This is a genomic window from Agrobacterium sp. CGMCC 11546 (assembly GCF_013365515.1).
GTDB classification, from domain to species: Bacteria; Pseudomonadota; Alphaproteobacteria; order Rhizobiales; family Rhizobiaceae; genus Agrobacterium; species Agrobacterium fabrum.
In genome coordinates, this window is record NZ_CP047387.1 from 1 (window position 1) to 16,037 (window position 16,037).

Here is a 16,037-nt window from a genome sequence, read left to right on the forward strand (position 1 = left end):
TTCTTTCGAGGGGAACGCTGGGGGCAAAATAAACGAGGGGGATCCCTGGCGGTCGATATTTGATCGTCAGGCTATGATTGGCAATTTGAAAGGCGGCAATATGCAATTGAATTTGGCGATGGGTGCGGTGGCTGATGGGGACCGCGCACCAAAGGCATGTGATGCAGCTTGCTCAGAAGCGGCAGGGGATAAATCGGCAATGATGCATGATGCGCTGTTTGAACGTTTTAGCGCGCGGCTCAAGGCACAGGTTGGTCCCGAGGTCTATGCAAGCTGGTTTGCACGGCTCAAACTCCATACCGTTTCGAAAAGCGTCGTCCGCTTTACCGTTCCGACGACCTTTCTGAAGTCCTGGATCAACAACCGTTACATGGATCTGATCACCAGCCTCGTTCAGAGCGAGGATCCGGATGTACTGAAGGTAGAGATTCTTGTCCGCTCGGCCAGCCGTCCGGTTCGCCCGGCGCAGACCGAAGAACGGGCGCAGCCCGTTCAGGAGGTTGGTGCGGCTCCGCGTAACAAGTCCTTCATTCCGTCGCAGTCCGCGACAGCGCCTGCGGCTCAGCCTATGGCGGCGCAGGCGACCCTGCGTCAGGGTGGTTCCGGGCCGCTGTTCGGCTCGCCGCTCGATACACGCTTTACCTTTGATACCTTTGTCGAAGGGTCGTCCAACCGTGTCGCCCTTGCGGCGGCAAAAACGATCGCCGAAGCTGGCGCTGGCGCCGTGCGCTTCAATCCGCTGTTCATTCATGCGGGGGTCGGCCTCGGTAAGACGCATCTTCTGCAGGCCATTGCCAATGCAGCCATCGACAGCCCGCGCAATCCGCGCGTGGTCTATCTGACGGCCGAATATTTCATGTGGCGTTTTGCGACTGCGATCCGCGACAATGACGCGCTGACGCTGAAGGACACGCTGCGCAATATCGACCTTCTCGTCATCGACGACATGCAGTTCCTGCAGGGCAAGATGATCCAGCACGAATTCTGCCACCTGCTGAACATGCTGCTCGACAGCGCCAAGCAGGTCGTGGTTGCGGCTGACCGTGCGCCCTGGGAGCTGGAGTCGCTCGATCCGCGTGTCCGTTCCCGTCTTCAGGGCGGTATGGCGATCGAGATCGAAGGCCCTGATTACGACATGCGCTACGAAATGCTCAACCGTCGCATGGGCTCTGCGCGTCAGGATGATCCGTCTTTCGAAATTTCGGACGAAATTCTGACCCATGTGGCCAAAAGCGTGACGGCGAGCGGTCGCGAGCTTGAAGGCGCCTTCAACCAGCTGATGTTCCGACGCTCTTTCGAGCCGAACCTCTCGGTTGACCGTGTCGATGAACTGCTGTCGCACCTCGTTGGCAGCGGTGAGGCCAAGCGTGTCCGTATCGAGGATATTCAGCGCATCGTCGCCAGGCACTATAATGTGTCGCGGCAGGAACTGGTGTCCAACCGTCGCACCCGCGTCATCGTCAAACCGCGCCAGATCGCCATGTATCTGGCCAAGATGTTGACGCCGCGCTCGTTTCCCGAGATCGGTCGCCGTTTCGGCGGTCGCGACCACACCACGGTTCTTCACGCGGTGCGCAAGATTGAGGATCTGATTTCCGGCGACACCAAGCTCGGCCACGAGGTTGAGCTGTTGAAACGCCTGATCAACGAAAACAACGCATAAAAAAGAAGCGGCCTTCGGGCCGCTTTTTTATTGGTTTCTCGTTTATCGGGTTCAAACCGGGTGGCGCTGGCCTCAGCAGGCGAGATCGGCCACCACGGCATCCAGAATAAGCATGCCGGAGGGTGTGCAGCGCAGGCGGGAATTGCCGAGCCTTTCCACGAAACCGTGCTGAAGGAGAAACTCCTCCTTTTCCGGGTCGAGGTCGCGGCCGGAGAGATCGCTCCAGCGGGCGAGATCGATGCCTTCGCGCAGGCGAAGGCCCATCAGCAGCAATTCATCAGCCTGTTCATCGACACCGAGCAATTCCTGATCGACCATGCCATGGCCTTCCCGCTCAACGGTTTCGAGCCAGGTCTCGGGGTGCCGCTCGGTGGCGGTGGCGAGCTTGGAAGCGCCACGCGTCAGGCGTCCATGCGCACCGGGGCCGATGCCGGCATAATCGCCATATCGCCAGTAGGTGAGGTTATGGCGGCTTTCGGCGCCGGGCCGGGCGTGATTGGAAACCTCATAGGCCGGCATGCCGTAACGCTCGGTGATTTCCTGCGTCGCCTCATAAAGCACGGCCGAATGTTCGCCATCCGGAACGATGAGCTTGCCGGCCTTGTGCAGGCCATAAAAGGGTGTGCCTTCCTCGATCGTCAGCTGGTAGAGCGACAGATGGTCGACGGCATAGGAAACAGCCTCCTTCAGTTCGGCGTCCCATTCGGCCACCGTCTGGTTCGGGCGGGCATAGATGAGATCGAAGGACATGCGCGGAAAAATCTCCCGCGCCAACCGAATGGCTTTCAAGGCATCGGCGACATCATGCAGGCGGCCGAGGAATTTCAGGTCGCGGTCATTCAGTGCCTGCACGCCGAGCGAGACACGATTGACGCCTGCCGCCCGATAACCCCGAAACCGTTCTGCCTCGACGCTGGAAGGATTAGCCTCCATGGTGATCTCGATACCATCAGGCACGTGCCAGAAGCGCGAAATGCCATCCAATAGCGCACCGACCGTCTGCGGGTCCATCAGCGAAGGCGTACCGCCACCCATGAAAATGCTGGTGACGACGCGCGGGCCGCTCAGCGTCCGCATATGTTCCATTTCACGCAGGAAAGCCGCGGTAAACCGCTCCTGATCCACCGGCCGATGGCGGACATGGCTGTTGAAATCGCAATAGGGGCATTTGGCCGCGCAGAAGGGCCAGTGCAGATAGATCCCGAAACCGGGATCGCCCGTATCCGGCAGAAGCGATGCGCCGGGGGCAGAAAGTTGGTGCTCCCCGACCATCGGGTTCATGCCTCCAGGCAGGTTTCTACGAATTTTTTGAACGCCCGGGCGCGGTGAGAAAGTGCGAAAGCGTCACCATGTTTCCAGCCGTGTTTTTCATCCGCGCTCATTTCGCCGAATGTGGTGTCATATCCGTCGGGTTTAAAGATGGGATCATAACCGAAACCGCTCGTACCGCGCGGCGGCCACACCACGATGCCTTCGACCTCGCCGCGGAAATATTCGACATGCCCATCCGGCCAGGCCAGGCACAGCACGCTGACAAAGCGGGCCGTGCGATCTTCCGGCTTGGAGGCTCCGCGCTCGGCCAGCGCATCCTCGACTTTCTGCATCGCCATGGCGAAATCGCGCGTGCCATCGGCCGTTTCCGCCCAATTGGCGGTATAGACGCCTGGCGCACCGTCGAGCGCATCGATGACAAGACCGGAATCGTCAGACAATGCCGGCAGGCCGGACGCCTTCGCAGACGCAAGCGCCTTGATGGCGGCATTTTCCTCGAAGGTGGTGCCCGTCTCATCCGGCTCCGAGAAGTTCAACTCCGCCGCCGACTTGGCGGAGAAGCCGAAAGGCCCGATCAGGTCGGCGATTTCGGCGATCTTGCCTTTGTTGTGGCTGGCGACGACGATCGTTCTGGTATCGAGCTTGCGCATGACGTTTTCCTGTAGGCTCAGGCGATTGCCTGTTTCTGAAGGGCAACCAGCTCGCTGCAACCGGCCTTGGCAAGACCGAGCAGCGTCAGGAACTCTTCCTCGGAGAAGGGCGCACCTTCCGCCGTTCCCTGAACCTCGACGATGCCACCGGAACCTGTAATCACGAAATTCGCGTCGGTTTCGGCGGAAGAGTCTTCCAGATAATCGAGATCGATCACCGGCTGCTTGGCGAAGATACCGCAGGAGATTGCGGCGATATGGTCCTTCAGAACCTTCTCGACCTTGATCATGTTGCGGGTTTCCATCCACTTCAGGCAGTCATGCAGGGCAATCCATGCACCGGTAATGGAGGCGGTGCGAGTGCCGCCATCGGCCTGGATGACATCGCAGTCGATGCTGATCTGGCGTTCGCCAAGGGCCTGCAGGTCAACGACGGCGCGCAGCGAGCGGCCGATGAGGCGCTGGATTTCCTGCGTGCGGCCGCCCTGCTTGCCGGAAGCAGCCTCACGCTTCATGCGTTCATTGGTAGAGCGTGGCAGCATGCCGTATTCAGCGGTGACCCAGCCCTTGCCGCTGTTGCGCAGCCACGGCGGCGTCTTTTCTTCAAGGCTTGCGGTGACGAGCACATGCGTGTCGCCGAATTTCACGAGACAGGAGCCTTCGGCATGCTTCGAGAAATTGCGCTCGAAGGAAACCTTGCGCATCTGGTCGGTTTTTCTGCCTGAAGGCCGCATATGATCCACTCTCCATGTTGGTTCCTGCCTTCTAAGGTGCGCTCCGGGCTTTTGCAAAGCCAATTTCCGTTTTGCCCCGGCGTTGCAACGCATTATATTGGCGTAAAGTAGATTTGGACGATAAAGAACGGACAAGATGGGTTTTTCAGCACCGCTTTCAAAAGATCAGGCATCGCTGCTCGATGAGCGGTCGCGGGAAATTTTCCGGCGCATCGTCGAAGGTTATCTCGATACGGGCGAGCCGCTCGGATCGCGCAGCCTGTCGCGGCTTCTGCCGATGTCGCTTTCCCCGGCCTCCGTCCGCAACGTCATGAGCGACCTGGAGGAGCTTGGTCTCATCTATTCGCCGCATATCAGCGCCGGACGCCTGCCCACGCAGACGGGGCTGCGCTTCTTCGTGGATGCCTTCATGCAGGTGGGCGATCTGCCTGCCGACGAACGGGCGAATATCGACCGTCAGATCGGGCCGGTTGCTGGCCACGAACAATCGCTGGAAGGTTTGCTGACGGAAGCGAGCCGCATGCTGTCAGGCATGTCGCGCGGCGCTGGTCTCGTGCTGACGGCCAAGAATGACGTCATCCTCAAACATGTCGAATTCATCAGGCTCGAGCCCACCAAGGCACTTGCCGTGCTGGTCGGCGATCACAATCAGGTCGAAAACCGTATCATCGAATTGCCGGCCGGCATCTCCTCCTCGCAATTGACCGAGGCGGCGAATTTCATCAATGCCCACCTGTCGGGACAGACGCTGCAGGAGCTGCGCGGGCAGTTCCAGACCCAGCGCACGGAGCTGCAGTCGGAACTCGGTATGCTGGCGCAGGATCTCGTGGAGCGTGGTCTCGCTATATGGGCGGGCGATAATGAGGAAGGCAAGCTTGGCCGGCTCATCGTTCGCGGCCGCTCCAACCTGCTCGAGGGCCTCGCCGGTGAGGAAGATATCGATCGGGTCCGCATGTTGTTCGACGATCTCGAGCGTAAGGAAAATCTGATCGAGATTCTCAATCTGGCGGAAAGCGGTTCAGGGGTCAGGATTTTCATCGGCTCTGAAAACAAGCTGTTTTCGCTCTCCGGTTCCTCTCTCATCGTCGCGCCCTATCGCGATGAGGAAAATCGTGTCGTGGGTGCTGTCGGCGTCATCGGGCCTACCAGGCTGAACTATGCCCGTATCGTACCGATGGTCGATTATACCGCGCAGATCATGGCGCGCCTTTCCCGCAAACAGAGATAGGACACATCAGCAAGATCAGAGAATGCGGCAAGCTTTTTGCCGCAAGCCTTGATTTTTGCCCGTCAAAGCTCGATATCGGGCCCAACCCAATAACAGTCTAATCTGGAGAACGTCATGACCGACGATACAAAAAAGCCCGGACCTGACGCGGACGTCGCGGAAGAGTTTGTCGATCCTGCCCAGGCAGGTGAAGAACAGGCCGAAACGGCAGAGCCCGATCCGGTGGAACTGCTCAAGGCTGAGAACGCCGATCTGCGCGATAAATTCCTCCGCCTTGCCGCCGAGATGGACAATCTTCGCCGCCGCACCGAGCGTGACGTCAAGGATGCCAAGGCCTATTCGCTGGCCGGTTTTGCCCGCGACATGCTCGCCGTTTCCGATAATCTTCGCCGCGCGCTGGAAGCCATTCCGGACGAACTCAAGACCAATGGCGAAGCCGGTCTCAACGGCCTGATCGAAGGCGTGGAAATGACCGAGCGCTCGATGCTGTCGACCCTGGAGCGCCATGGTGTGAAGAAGATCGATGCCGAAGGCCAGAAATTCGACCCGAATTTCCATCAGGCAATGTTCGAAATTCCGAACACGGCGGTTCCCAACAATACCGTACTTCAGGTCATTCAGGCCGGTTTCACCATCGGTGACCGCGTTCTGCGCCCCGCAATGGTGGGTGTCGCCAAGGGCGGCCCGAAGGCTGAAGCCTCCGCATCGGCCGAGCCGGGCACGTCGTCTCTTAATGAAAAGGACGCGTGAGGCATTTATCCTTCCGTCATAAAAAAACGCGCCTTCAGGGCGCGTTTTTTATTGCCGTTAAACCGACAGGATAGGCCCGCGATCAGGCCGCCGTCGCCTGTTCCTGATTGAGGAAGGCGTAGATCGCCGTGTCGGAATCAGTGGCGCGCAGCTTGGTCACCAGTTCAGGATCGCGTAGCGCCCGCGCGATGCGCGACAGCGCCTTCAGGTGATCCGCGCCCGCGCCTTCTGGCGCGAGCAGCAGGAAAACCAGATCGACCGGCTGGTCGTCCAAAGCTTCGAAATCGACCGGGGTTTCAAGACGTGCGAAGACGCCGGTAATCTGATGAATGCTGTTGAGCTTGCCATGCGGAATGGCAATGCCATGACCCACACCGGTGGAGCCGAGTTTCTCACGCTGGAGGATGACGTCGAAAACTTCCCGTTCCGAGACCCCGGTAATTCTGGCTGCCTTTGCGGCCAGCTCCTGAAGCAACTGCTTTTTGGAATTCACCTTGAGGGCGGGAATAATCGCATCTTGTTGCAGCAAATCTGCCAACGCCATTCTCTTTTTCCTTCATGCCATCGAGACGATGCAGGAGGCAGATGCGCCTTGGCGCTCTGCCTCCCACGTCTTGTCAGACTGTTCAGCTCTTGATCGTTTCCGCGTCGATCCAGCCAATATTGCCGTCATGACGTCGGTAAACGATGTTGAGATATTCCTTGCCCGGGCTGCGGAACAGCAGAACCGGCTCGTCGGTCATGTCGAGCGCCATCACGGCGCTGGCGACTGACATTGTCTTAATCTGTTTCGAGCTCTCCGCCACAATGGTGGGTGCATAATCCTCGGGGACCTCGTGGTCCTCATCGGGAACAGCATCCATCACCGTATAGGCGATTTCCGGGAGCGCGCCGTTCGAACCACTGTGATGGTCCTTCAGTTTGCGCTTGTAACGACGCAGGCGCTTCTCGATCCGCTCAGCGGCAGCATCGAAGCTGGCTTGCGGATCGTTCGCCTGACCCGCCGCATGCAATACGACGCCGGTATCGAGATGCAGCTTGCAATCGGCCGCAAAACGCGATCCGGACTTCTCCACGGTTACCTGGCCTGAATACCCCCCATCGAAGTATTTGGTAACTGCCAGACCTATATTGTCCTCAATCCGCTGACGGAAAGATTCACCGATCTCCATATGTTTACCAGATACACGCACACTCATGGAAATTTTCCTTTTTGTAGTGATTTGCGAGTACCAGCTTACGTCAAGCCGCGCGCGCATCCAAGCGTTTCGAAGGCCTTAAAAAGCCTTCATTCGAATTTTACGCCCATGGACGGAGGAGATTATTCCGTTACAAATGACCTTGCTGACGTGTGCGGCGGGCTTCTAGCTCCTGCCGTGACAAGAGTCAATGGTGCGGCAAAAAACCGCCGCAAACGTGATCGCCGCGTTGCTCAGAAGGCGGAAAGCTTCGCCATGGCTTTCTTCTCCCGGCGTCTCTGCACGGAGGAGGGGATATTCATCGCCTCGCGATATTTGGCGACGGTGCGGCGTGCGATATCGATGCCGGTCTTTTTCAGATTGTCGACGATATCGTCGTCGGAAAGAACGGCCTCAGCGGCTTCCTGCGCGATCATCGCCTTGATGCGGTGACGCACCGCTTCCGCCGAATGGCTATCACCGCCTTCCACGGCGCTGATCGACACGCTGAAGAAATATTTGAGCTCGAACAGTCCGCGCGGCGTCAGCATGTATTTCTTCGACGTCACGCGGCTGACGGTGGATTCATGCATCTTGATGGCGTCGGCCACCGTCTTGAGGTTCAGCGGGCGCAGCTGGTCGACGCCGTTGATGAGGAAGGCATCCTGCTGGCGTACGATTTCGCTCGCCACCTTCATGATCGTCCGGGCGCGCTGATCGAGGCTGCGGGTCAGCCAATGGGCCGTCTGCATGCATTCGGACAGGAAATCCTGATCCTCTCCTGCGCGCGCCTTATGTTTTGAAACCTCCGCAAAGTAGCTCTGGTTGATGAGCACACGCGGCAGGGTGTCGGGATTGATCTCCACCAGCCAGCCACCGGTGGAGGAGGGGCGGACGATGATATCAGGAACGATTGTTTCCGAAACCATCGAATCGTAACCCGCGCCGGGGCGCGGATTGAGCGTGCGGATTTCCGCCAGCATGTCGAGAAGGTCTTCTTCATCGACGCCGCAGAGTTTTTTTAAGGAGGCAAAATCGCGTTTCGCCAGAAGCTCGAGATTATCGACAAAAGCTCGCATGGCCGGGTCGAGCCGGTCCTTCTGTGCGAGCTGGGTTGCCAGACATTCGCTCAAGGAACGGGAAAAGATGCCCGGCGGATCAAAACCCTGAAGCGTCTTCAGAACGTACTCGACCGCCGATGGTGCAGCACCCAGCCGTTCGGCAACGTCGTCGACGGCATCCGCGGCGATATAACCGGTCTCATCAAGCTGGCCGATCAGCGCATCGGCGATCATCCTGTCCTCGGCGGCGGAGATGGCGAGCGGCAGTTGCTGATTGAGGTGGTCGCTGAGGCTTTGTCGGGCCGCCACGAAGTCGTCGAGGTCGTAGCTTTCTCCGGACTCCTGCCCGGGCATGGATTTCCATTGGCTTGCGAGTTCGGGCGCATCGGCCTTTCTCGGCTCGCCATCGTCGGGAAAGACGTTTTCGAAGCTGGTGTCCAGCTGCTCGCCAAGATTTGCGGCGCGCTCCCCGTACCAGTCATCGCTGTCGGGCGTCACCCTGGCGGCCGCGTCCGAAGCTTCAGCGTCGCCGAAATTATCGACGTCGACAGGAGTATCGCTGCCCAAATCGCCATCGTTTGCTGCAATTTCCAGCAGCGGATTACGCTCCACCTCCTGCGCGATGAACTGCGTCAGCTCGAAATGCGTCATCTGAAGCAGCTGGATGGACTGCATCAGTTGCGGTGTCATCACGAGAGACTGGTTTTGACGCAGCAAAAGGCTGGCAGACAATGCCATGGCGGACGCGAAACTCCCCTTACAGCTTCTCCATAGCCACAGTTTTCATAAATTTTGCGGAGGAGACGGAACTTGGCCCAAAAATTGCTTTTTTATCTTGTTTGGTCAAGCGTCAGGGTGGGGCGCGATGAAGAATCTTTCGCGCCCTATCGTTAAAGGCTGAAATTATTGCCGAGATAGAGACGGCGCACATCCGGATTGTTGACGATGTCGTCAGGACGTCCATGCGTCAGCACTTCGCCGGCATGGATAATATAGGCGCGGTCGATGAGGCCGAGCGTTTCACGTACATTATGGTCCGTGACGAGAACGCCGATGCCGCGCGCGGTCAGATGCCTGACCAGATTCTGTATGTCACTGACCGAAATCGGATCGACGCCCGCGAAGGGCTCATCCAGCAGCATGAAAGTCGGGTCGGTCGCGAGAGCGCGCGCAATTTCCAGACGCCGCCGCTCACCGCCCGAAAGCGCCACAGCAGGCGATTTGCGCAGTTGCGCAATATGAAACTCTTCCAGGAGTTCATCGAGCTTGCGATTGCGTTTGGCGGCATCCGGTTCATGCACTTCCAGCACGGCGCGAATGTTTTCCTCGACCGTCAGGCCGCGGAAAATCGACGCTTCCTGCGGCAGATAACCGACACCGAGCCTGGCACGCCTGTACATCGGCATGCCGGTCACATCATTGCCATTGATGGCGATCTTGCCGCTATCGACAGGCACCAGGCCCGTGATCATGTAAAAACAGGTGGTCTTGCCGGCGCCGTTCGGGCCAAGCAGCCCCACGGCCTCTCCACGGCGCACGACCAGTGAAACACCGTTGACGACACGACGGGTATCGTAGGTCTTCGTCAGGCCATGCGCGATCAACGTGCCCTGGTAAGGGGTTTTGTCGGCCGGTGAGGCGGCGTCTGCGGAACGGTTGCGTCCGCCGCCGAGAATTTTTGAGATCGAAGGTATCTTCACGAGGAAAGACTACTGTTTTTTCTGGGATTTCGGATCAAGCATGATCCGAACAGGGCCGCCGCAGCTTTCGAGCTTTGCCTGCCCCGTATTCATCAGAACGGTGAGCTTGCAGCCGGTGAAGACGTTAGTGCCTTCGGACAGGACCACCTGCTTGCCGGTCAGAATGAAGGTCTGCGCCGCCATGTCGAATTCGCCGTGGTCGGCCGTGGCCTTCTGGGTCTCGGAGGTCAGGTAGACATTGTTGTCGACGAAGATCTTCTCGATATTGGCGTCGCCGCTGGTGAGCGAAGAGCCCTGACCCTTGTAGTTCACCGTCATCTTGCCGGCCTGAAGGGTGGTCGTGCCCTGCACAACCTTTACGTTGCCGGTAAAATAGGCCTTACGCTCCTGGTCGCGAATCTCGAGCTGATCGCTTTCAATGGCGATCGGCTGGTCGCCGGAGAGCTTGACGCCCTGCATGCTGCTGGTCGTGTTCTGGGCGAAAGCCACAGTTGCAAGACAGGAAAAAACAAGACCTGCGGCTGTAAGGCCTGTGGTTCTGCCAAGGGAAACGGGACGGGAAATTTGCATCATCTGGACCGGGCTCTCACTTGCCTTCATTCTTGATATTGGATGCAGCGATACGTGCGCGTACCTGCCCCGAAAATGTAATTGTCTTGCCATTATCTGCGATGTCAATCGATTGCGCAACAATGGAGCCGTCGTTTGTTTTGATTGAAACCGGCTCTTTGCTGCTCATTTTGCCGGCCTTCAGATCGACATCCGCAGACTGGAACTTCGCTTGTATGCCATTGCTGAGATTGATGTCAAAAGGCGCAGTCATCTTCAGCGTGTTGGTGGAACGGTCGAAAATGCCTTCCTGGGCGATAACCTGTGCGACGCTGTCATTGACAGGCACGGCGGCCAGCACCTTTTCGAGCGTCATCAGGTTGGGGTTGGCGATGTCCTGCAACGCGCGGTCGGCGTTCATGGAGTAATCTATCCCCTTTTCGTTACGGCCCGCGACGGCGGGCTTTTCCATCACGATCTTGCCGTCTTCTATTCGCGCGCTTTCCAGCGAAACCTTTTCGGGCGCCCAGGTGCGGATGACCGAAACGGCGATGAAGGCGAGCGAGATGATGGCCGCGCTGAGCGGCAGAATGATCTTCAGCCGCTTTACACGCGCGGAATGCCGCAGCGCTGTGTCATAGGCGCCGTTCTGGTCATTGGGCAGCGAAAATGCTGGCGCGGGTTCACGGAGTCGTTCGAGCATAGGAGTGGGTCCGAATGCTTCCCCGGCGCCATTCTGGCGCACAATCGAAGCTTGTGTCTCTATCTAAATGTGTTTGGCACGAGTGCTTTGTCCTGCCAATATGGTTTTTGTCTGGAGAGGTGCAAGAGAAATGCGAATTTTATCGTAATTCTGGTTTCTTTATTGTTTCCTTGCGGCTTCGCGTTAGAAGAACCATATGGCCTGAAACGCACAGGCGGACGACAGAGGTTTCTATGGATAATATGGCGATAGCTGATCGCAGGCGGTTGCGCCGCAAGCTGACTTTCTGGCGGGTTGCCGCCGTTCTCCTGCTCGTCGTCGGCGCCTTCGGTCTTTACCGGTTTTTCTGGCAAGGCCCGCAGCAAAGCGCAAAACCCCATATCGCCCGCATCGAGGTCTCGGGCCTGATCACCGACAATACCGAACTTCTCGAGCGGCTCGACAAAATTGCCAACAGCGATAATGTCAAAGGCCTGATCGTCTCGATTTCCTCACCCGGCGGCACCACCTACGGCGGGGAGCGCATTTTCAAGGCTATTAGAAGCGTCGCGGAAAAGAAGCCGGTTGTCTCGGATGTACGCACGCTCGCCGCTTCCGCAGGTTATATGATCGCATCGGCAGGCGACGTCATCGTTGCCGGCGAAACCTCTATCACCGGCTCGATCGGCGTGATCTTCCAGTACCCCCAGCTTGGCCAGCTGATGGAAAAGCTCGGCGTTTCGCTTCAGGAAATCAAGTCGTCACCGATGAAGGCGGAGCCTTCTCCTTTCCACGAAGCGCCGGAAGAGGCAAAGACCATGATCCGCGCCATGGTGATGGACAGCTACGGCTGGTTCGTCGACCTCGTCGCCGATCGCCGCAAATTGCCGCGCGAAGAGGTGTTGAAACTGGCTGATGGATCGATCTTCACTGGTCGGCAGGCGCTTGCCAACAAGCTGGTCGACACGCTCGGCGGCGAAAAGGAAGTTCGCGCCTATTTCGAAACCCGTGGTGTGGCCAAGGATTTGCCGATCGTCGAATGGCGCGCGCCGTCCTCCAATTCGCCTTTTGCGCTTTTCAGTGTTGCGCAAATAGCGAAACTTCTGGGATATGACGATTTAATTCCCTTCGCAGGCCCCAGCCAGCTCGGTGCGGACAAGTTGTTTCTTGACGGTCTTGTTTCCGTTTGGCAGGTTGAGCCGCGTTAAAAATCCAATTCTTTCAGGGGGCAACCGTGATCAAGTCTGAACTGGTGCAGATCGTTGCTGCGCGTAACCCGCACCTTTATCACCGCGACGTGGAAAACATCGTCAATGCGGTGCTGGATGAAATCACCGATGCGCTGGCGGCGGGAAATCGTGTCGAGCTTCGCGGTTTCGGCGCCTTTTCGGTGAAGAACCGTCCGTCCCGTTCGGGCCGGAACCCGCGTACGGGTGAGTCGGTTTTCGTCGAGGAAAAATGGGTGCCTTTCTTCAAGACGGGCAAGGAACTGCGCGAGCGCCTGAACCCGGGTATGGGCGACGAAGAGGACGATTGATCGTTCTTGACGCCTGGCGACTGCAAAGGAGCCGGCGGAACACCCCGCAGCGATGGAGTATTGTCGGATGTCGAAAAAAATCATCAACCTCATCATCCTGCTTCCGCTGGCGATCATCCTCGTCATCCTGTGCGTGGCCAATCGTCAGTCCGTGACGCTGGCGCTCAATCCGTTCCGACCGGACGATGGCGTTCTGTCCTTCACCGCGCCGTTTTTCGTTTTTCTGTTTCTGGCGGTCATTTTTGGCGTTCTCATGGGCTCGGCGGCCACATGGTTCGCTCAGGGCAAACATCGCAAACGTGCCCGTATCGAAGCGAAAGAGGCCGTTCGCTGGCACGACGAGGCGAACCGCCAGAAGGCGGCGGCCACCGGGCAGCTGCCGCATGCGGGACAACTCCCGGCAAAGTGATGGTGGCGACAGCCGTTCCGGCTCTAGTCGAGCGGCGCGCGGAATGCTATTTGCTGGCGCAATAAGACGCGGGCAGAAGCGGAAAGATTTCCATTGAAGAAAAAAGACAGCCGGCCGGGCAATCGTGCGCGTGCCGGGAGCGAGAAAAAACAGGTCCATGCCGCAAAGCCGGCGCGCCGCGCGGATGCCGCGCCGAAAAAGCGCGAGCCCGATGCGGTGCGCACCGTGCAGAAAGCCGCGCCGAAGGAAAAAACCGTCGTAGCGGCTGCCGTTGAGCAAGTCCCCGCGCGCGCAATTATGCAGCGCACCGGTGAACTGCCCGCAGAACAGGTCCCTGTCATTCTGGAATCGAGCGGCGCGGGTGATTTTCACCTGATCGACAGTGGTAATGGCCTGAAGCTTGAACAATATGGCGATTACCGCGTCGTTCGTCCCGAGGCGCAGGCGCTGTGGCGGCCGTCGGTTCCCGATCGCGTATGGCAGAATGCCGACGCCATTTTTACCGGCGATACGGATGAGGACGGCATGGGCCGCTGGCGTTTTCCGAAGGAAGCGCTTGGCGAAACCTGGCCTCTCTCCCTGCTGGGGGTTGAATTTCTCGGTCGTTTCACGGCGTTCCGGCATGTCGGCGTCTTTCCGGAGCAGATCGTGCATTGGGAATGGCTGAAAAATGCCGCGGAGACCGCAGACCGGCCGCTGAAAGTGCTGAACCTCTTCGGTTACACCGGCGTCGCCTCGCTGGTTGCGGCGGCTGCTGGTGCTGAAGTCACCCATGTCGACGCCTCCAAGAAGGCGATCGGCTGGGCGAAGGAGAACCAGGTGCTCGCCGGGCTGGAACAGGCGCCGATCCGCTGGATTTGTGAAGACGCCATGAAGTTCATCCAGCGGGAAGAACGTCGTGGCAGCACCTACGACATCATTCTCACCGACCCGCCGAAATTCGGCCGCGGCACTCACGGTGAGGTCTGGCAATTGTTCGACCATCTGCCGCTGATGCTTGATATCTGCCGGGAAATCCTGTCGCCCAAGGCGCTCGGTCTGGTGCTGACGGCCTATTCCATCCGGGCCAGCTTCTATTCGATGCATGAGCTGATGCGCGAAACCATGCGCGGTGCCGGCGGTGTCGTCGCATCCGGTGAACTGGTCATTCGCGAAGCGGGGCTTGACGGCAAGACGCCGGGCCGCGTGCTTTCCACATCGCTGTTCAGCCGCTGGGAGCCGAAATGACGAAGGACATGCGCGAAAACACCACGCGCCGGGTTGGCCAGGTCAAGGAAGTGACGAGCCTTGCCAATCCCATCATCAAGGACATCAAGGCGCTCACCCAGAAAAAGGGCAGGGAAGAGACCGGCACCTTCATGGCCGAGGGCCTGAAGCTGGTCATCGACGCGCTCGAACTCGGCTGGACGATCAAGACGCTGGTTTACGCCAAGGCCGCCAAGGGCAAGCCGCTGGTGGAGCAGGCGGCGGTCAAGACCGTTGCCTCGGGTGGCTTGGTGCTCGAAGTCAGCGAGAAGGTCATCGCCTCGATCACCCGCCGCGACAATCCGCAGATGGTCGTCGGTATTTTCGAACAGAAATGGAAGCCGCTGAAGGATATCCGCCCTGAAAAGGGCGAGACCTATATCGCGCTCGACCGCGTGCGCGATCCCGGCAATCTCGGCAGCATCATCCGCACGGCGGATGCAGCCGGTGCCTCGGGCGTCATTCTGGTGGGCGATTGCACCGATCCCTTCTCGCTGGAGACGGTGCGTGCCACCATGGGCTCGGTCTTTGCCACGCCAGTCGCCCGCACGTCGGTTGAGGAATTCCTCTCCTGGAAAAAATCGGCTCATGTCAGCGTCGTTGCCACACATCTTGCCGGTTCCGTGGATTATCGGAAGATCGACTACGCCGGCAAACCGGTCGTGATTTTGATGGGCAACGAACAGTCTGGCCTGCCGCCGGAACTGGCCGGCAAGGCGGACCAGCTGGCGCGCATTCCCCAGCAGGGCCGCGCCGATAGTCTCAACCTCGCCATCGCAACCGCTGTCATGCTGTTTGAAGCACGGCGACATCTCCTCGAACTTGCACCGGTGACGTAATGGCCAAAGCGGCATTGTTCTCGAAATTCGGCCCGGCTTTTGCGCTGATCGTCGCCGCACTGGTGCTGGATCAGATCGTCAAGCAGCTGGTCGAGGCCTATCTGCCGCTGCAGGAGATGGTTCCGGTAGCGCCGTTTCTGGCGCTTTATCGCACCTACAATCTCGGTGTCGCCTTTTCGATGCTGGAAGACATGCACGGCTGGTTCATCGTCAGCATGCGCCTCGTCATCGTGGTCTTCGTTCTCTGGCTCTGGCGCAAAACGGCGGCCGACCGGACCTTCGCCCATCTCGGTTTTGCCTTCATCATCGCGGGAGCGGCCGGCAATCTTCTCGACCGCTTTTTTTACGGTCACGTCATCGACTATATCCTGTTCCACACGCAGACATGGTCGTTCGCGGTATTCAATCTGGCTGATAGTTTCATAACCATCGGTGCAGCTAGCGTCATTCTCGATGAATTTCTGCATGCCCGGGCGGCCAAAAAGTAAAATTTTAGCGTTTCAGCCAAACATATCAAAACCGCTGCCGTGGTAGCGGTTA

At 58.6% G+C, this 16,037-nt stretch carries 18 protein-coding genes; 9 read left to right on the forward strand and 9 right to left on the reverse strand.

Translation table 11 applies throughout. The annotated features are described in order from the left end of the window. Positions 1 to 199 precede the first annotated feature (199 nt). Positions 200 to 1,663: a chromosomal replication initiator protein DnaA gene (dnaA, locus tag GSF67_RS00005; RefSeq protein WP_006310171.1), complete on the forward strand. Its 1,464-nt coding sequence runs from the start codon at positions 200 to 202 to the stop codon at positions 1,661 to 1,663. Between the two features lie 72 nt (positions 1,664 to 1,735). Here dnaA and hemW read toward each other — a convergent pair whose 3' ends face one another. The 3 genes from hemW to rph are packed head-to-tail and all read right to left on the reverse strand — an operon-like array spanning position 1,736 to position 4,319. Then, positions 1,736 to 2,935: a radical SAM family heme chaperone HemW gene (gene hemW, locus GSF67_RS00010; RefSeq protein WP_006310172.1), complete on the reverse strand. Its 1,200-nt coding sequence runs from the start codon at positions 2,933 to 2,935 to the stop codon at positions 1,736 to 1,738. Positions 2,936 to 2,940: 5 nt separating this feature from the next. Then, on the reverse strand, positions 2,941 to 3,585 hold the full coding sequence (gene rdgB, locus GSF67_RS00015) for an RdgB/HAM1 family non-canonical purine NTP pyrophosphatase (RefSeq protein WP_006310173.1): 645 nt from the start codon (positions 3,583 to 3,585) through the stop codon (positions 2,941 to 2,943). Positions 3,586 to 3,602: 17 nt separating this feature from the next. Next, a complete protein-coding gene (rph, locus tag GSF67_RS00020) occupies positions 3,603 to 4,319 on the reverse strand; it encodes a ribonuclease PH (RefSeq protein ID WP_006310174.1) in 717 nt (238 codons plus the stop codon). Positions 4,320 to 4,455: 136 nt separating this feature from the next. On the opposite strand from rph, the gene hrcA reads away from it, so the two are divergent. Both hrcA and grpE read left to right on the forward strand, forming a co-directional pair. Beyond that, positions 4,456 to 5,547: a heat-inducible transcriptional repressor HrcA gene (hrcA, locus tag GSF67_RS00025; RefSeq protein WP_006310175.1), complete on the forward strand. Its 1,092-nt coding sequence runs from the start codon at positions 4,456 to 4,458 to the stop codon at positions 5,545 to 5,547. 114 nt (positions 5,548 to 5,661) lie between these two features. Beyond that, the gene (gene grpE, locus GSF67_RS00030; protein WP_006310176.1) at positions 5,662 to 6,297 is read left to right on the forward strand and encodes a nucleotide exchange factor GrpE; all 636 of its coding nucleotides are present in this window, start codon (positions 5,662 to 5,664) and stop codon (positions 6,295 to 6,297) included. A gap of 82 nt (positions 6,298 to 6,379) precedes the next feature. Here the strand turns inward: grpE and ptsN are convergent, their stop codons facing one another. From ptsN to lptC, 6 genes are all read right to left on the reverse strand, one after another. Beyond that, positions 6,380 to 6,841 (reverse strand): PTS IIA-like nitrogen regulatory protein PtsN, encoded by a 462-nt coding sequence (gene ptsN, locus GSF67_RS00035; RefSeq protein WP_006310177.1) that lies wholly within the window; start codon positions 6,839 to 6,841, stop codon positions 6,380 to 6,382. An 82-nt stretch (positions 6,842 to 6,923) separates the two neighbouring features. Next, a complete protein-coding gene (gene hpf / locus GSF67_RS00040; protein ID WP_010970823.1) occupies positions 6,924 to 7,496 on the reverse strand; it encodes a ribosome hibernation-promoting factor, HPF/YfiA family in 573 nt (190 codons plus the stop codon). 233 nt (positions 7,497 to 7,729) lie between these two features. Beyond that, positions 7,730 to 9,274 carry an RNA polymerase factor sigma-54 gene (gene rpoN, locus GSF67_RS00045; protein WP_006310179.1) on the reverse strand — a complete coding sequence of 515 codons (1,545 nt, stop codon included), beginning with the start codon at positions 9,272 to 9,274 and terminating at the stop codon, positions 7,730 to 7,732. 152 nt (positions 9,275 to 9,426) lie between these two features. After that, on the reverse strand, positions 9,427 to 10,236 hold the full coding sequence (gene lptB / locus GSF67_RS00050; RefSeq protein ID WP_006310180.1) for an LPS export ABC transporter ATP-binding protein: 810 nt from the start codon (positions 10,234 to 10,236) through the stop codon (positions 9,427 to 9,429). A 9-nt stretch (positions 10,237 to 10,245) separates the two neighbouring features. After that, positions 10,246 to 10,809 carry an LptA/OstA family protein gene (locus GSF67_RS00055; RefSeq protein ID WP_006310181.1) on the reverse strand — a complete coding sequence of 188 codons (564 nt, stop codon included), beginning with the start codon at positions 10,807 to 10,809 and terminating at the stop codon, positions 10,246 to 10,248. A 13-nt stretch (positions 10,810 to 10,822) separates the two neighbouring features. After that, complete coding sequence (lptC, locus tag GSF67_RS00060) at positions 10,823 to 11,488, reverse strand: LPS export ABC transporter periplasmic protein LptC (RefSeq protein ID WP_006310182.1); 666 nt, start codon at positions 11,486 to 11,488, stop codon at positions 10,823 to 10,825. A gap of 233 nt (positions 11,489 to 11,721) precedes the next feature. On the opposite strand from lptC, the gene sppA reads away from it, so the two are divergent. The 6 genes from sppA (at position 11,722) to lspA (ending at position 15,985) form a co-directional block, all read left to right on the forward strand. Beyond that, complete coding sequence (gene sppA / locus GSF67_RS00065) at positions 11,722 to 12,675, forward strand: signal peptide peptidase SppA (RefSeq protein WP_006310183.1); 954 nt, start codon at positions 11,722 to 11,724, stop codon at positions 12,673 to 12,675. A gap of 2 nt (positions 12,676 to 12,677) precedes the next feature. Continuing rightward, positions 12,678 to 13,004 carry an integration host factor subunit beta gene (locus GSF67_RS00070; protein WP_219256707.1) on the forward strand — a complete coding sequence of 109 codons (327 nt, stop codon included), beginning with the start codon at positions 12,678 to 12,680 and terminating at the stop codon, positions 13,002 to 13,004. 67 nt (positions 13,005 to 13,071) lie between these two features. Further along, a complete protein-coding gene (locus GSF67_RS00075) occupies positions 13,072 to 13,413 on the forward strand; it encodes a LapA family protein (RefSeq protein ID WP_006310184.1) in 342 nt (113 codons plus the stop codon). 93 nt (positions 13,414 to 13,506) lie between these two features. Next, positions 13,507 to 14,640 carry a class I SAM-dependent methyltransferase gene (locus tag GSF67_RS00080; protein ID WP_006310185.1) on the forward strand — a complete coding sequence of 378 codons (1,134 nt, stop codon included), beginning with the start codon at positions 13,507 to 13,509 and terminating at the stop codon, positions 14,638 to 14,640. Then, on the forward strand, positions 14,637 to 15,497 hold the full coding sequence (locus GSF67_RS00085) for an RNA methyltransferase (protein ID WP_006310186.1): 861 nt from the start codon (positions 14,637 to 14,639) through the stop codon (positions 15,495 to 15,497). The genes GSF67_RS00080 and GSF67_RS00085 overlap by 4 nt, the downstream gene beginning before the upstream one ends. Beyond that, positions 15,497 to 15,985, forward strand: coding sequence for a signal peptidase II (gene lspA / locus GSF67_RS00090; protein ID WP_006310187.1), 489 nt, complete (start codon positions 15,497 to 15,499; stop codon positions 15,983 to 15,985). The genes GSF67_RS00085 and lspA overlap by 1 nt, the downstream gene beginning before the upstream one ends. The last annotated feature ends 52 nt before the right edge of the window (positions 15,986 to 16,037 follow it).

What these genes read in the sequence shown, in the direction of transcription:
- rdgB (WP_006310173.1), bottom strand. Translation starts at nt 3,585, where the DNA reads ATGCGCAAGCTCGATACCAGAACGATCGTCGTCGCCAGCCACAACAAA.
- rpoN (WP_006310179.1), bottom strand. Translation starts at nt 9,274, where the DNA reads ATGGCATTGTCTGCCAGCCTTTTGCTGCGTCAAAACCAGTCTCTCGTG.
- hpf (WP_010970823.1), bottom strand. Translation starts at nt 7,496, where the DNA reads ATGAGTGTGCGTGTATCTGGTAAACATATGGAGATCGGTGAATCTTTC.
- dnaA (WP_006310171.1), top strand. Translation starts at nt 200, where the DNA reads ATGATGCATGATGCGCTGTTTGAACGTTTTAGCGCGCGGCTCAAGGCA.
- hrcA (WP_006310175.1), top strand. Translation starts at nt 4,456, where the DNA reads ATGGGTTTTTCAGCACCGCTTTCAAAAGATCAGGCATCGCTGCTCGAT.
- grpE (WP_006310176.1), top strand. Translation starts at nt 5,662, where the DNA reads ATGACCGACGATACAAAAAAGCCCGGACCTGACGCGGACGTCGCGGAA.
- sppA (WP_006310183.1), top strand. Translation starts at nt 11,722, where the DNA reads ATGGATAATATGGCGATAGCTGATCGCAGGCGGTTGCGCCGCAAGCTG.
- hemW (WP_006310172.1), bottom strand. Translation starts at nt 2,935, where the DNA reads ATGGTCGGGGAGCACCAACTTTCTGCCCCCGGCGCATCGCTTCTGCCG.
- ptsN (WP_006310177.1), bottom strand. Translation starts at nt 6,841, where the DNA reads ATGGCGTTGGCAGATTTGCTGCAACAAGATGCGATTATTCCCGCCCTC.
- GSF67_RS00075 (WP_006310184.1), top strand. Translation starts at nt 13,072, where the DNA reads ATGTCGAAAAAAATCATCAACCTCATCATCCTGCTTCCGCTGGCGATC.
- lptC (WP_006310182.1), bottom strand. Translation starts at nt 11,488, where the DNA reads ATGCTCGAACGACTCCGTGAACCCGCGCCAGCATTTTCGCTGCCCAAT.
- GSF67_RS00055 (WP_006310181.1), bottom strand. Translation starts at nt 10,809, where the DNA reads ATGATGCAAATTTCCCGTCCCGTTTCCCTTGGCAGAACCACAGGCCTT.
- rph (WP_006310174.1), bottom strand. Translation starts at nt 4,319, where the DNA reads ATGCGGCCTTCAGGCAGAAAAACCGACCAGATGCGCAAGGTTTCCTTC.
- lspA (WP_006310187.1), top strand. Translation starts at nt 15,497, where the DNA reads ATGGCCAAAGCGGCATTGTTCTCGAAATTCGGCCCGGCTTTTGCGCTG.
- GSF67_RS00085 (WP_006310186.1), top strand. Translation starts at nt 14,637, where the DNA reads ATGACGAAGGACATGCGCGAAAACACCACGCGCCGGGTTGGCCAGGTC.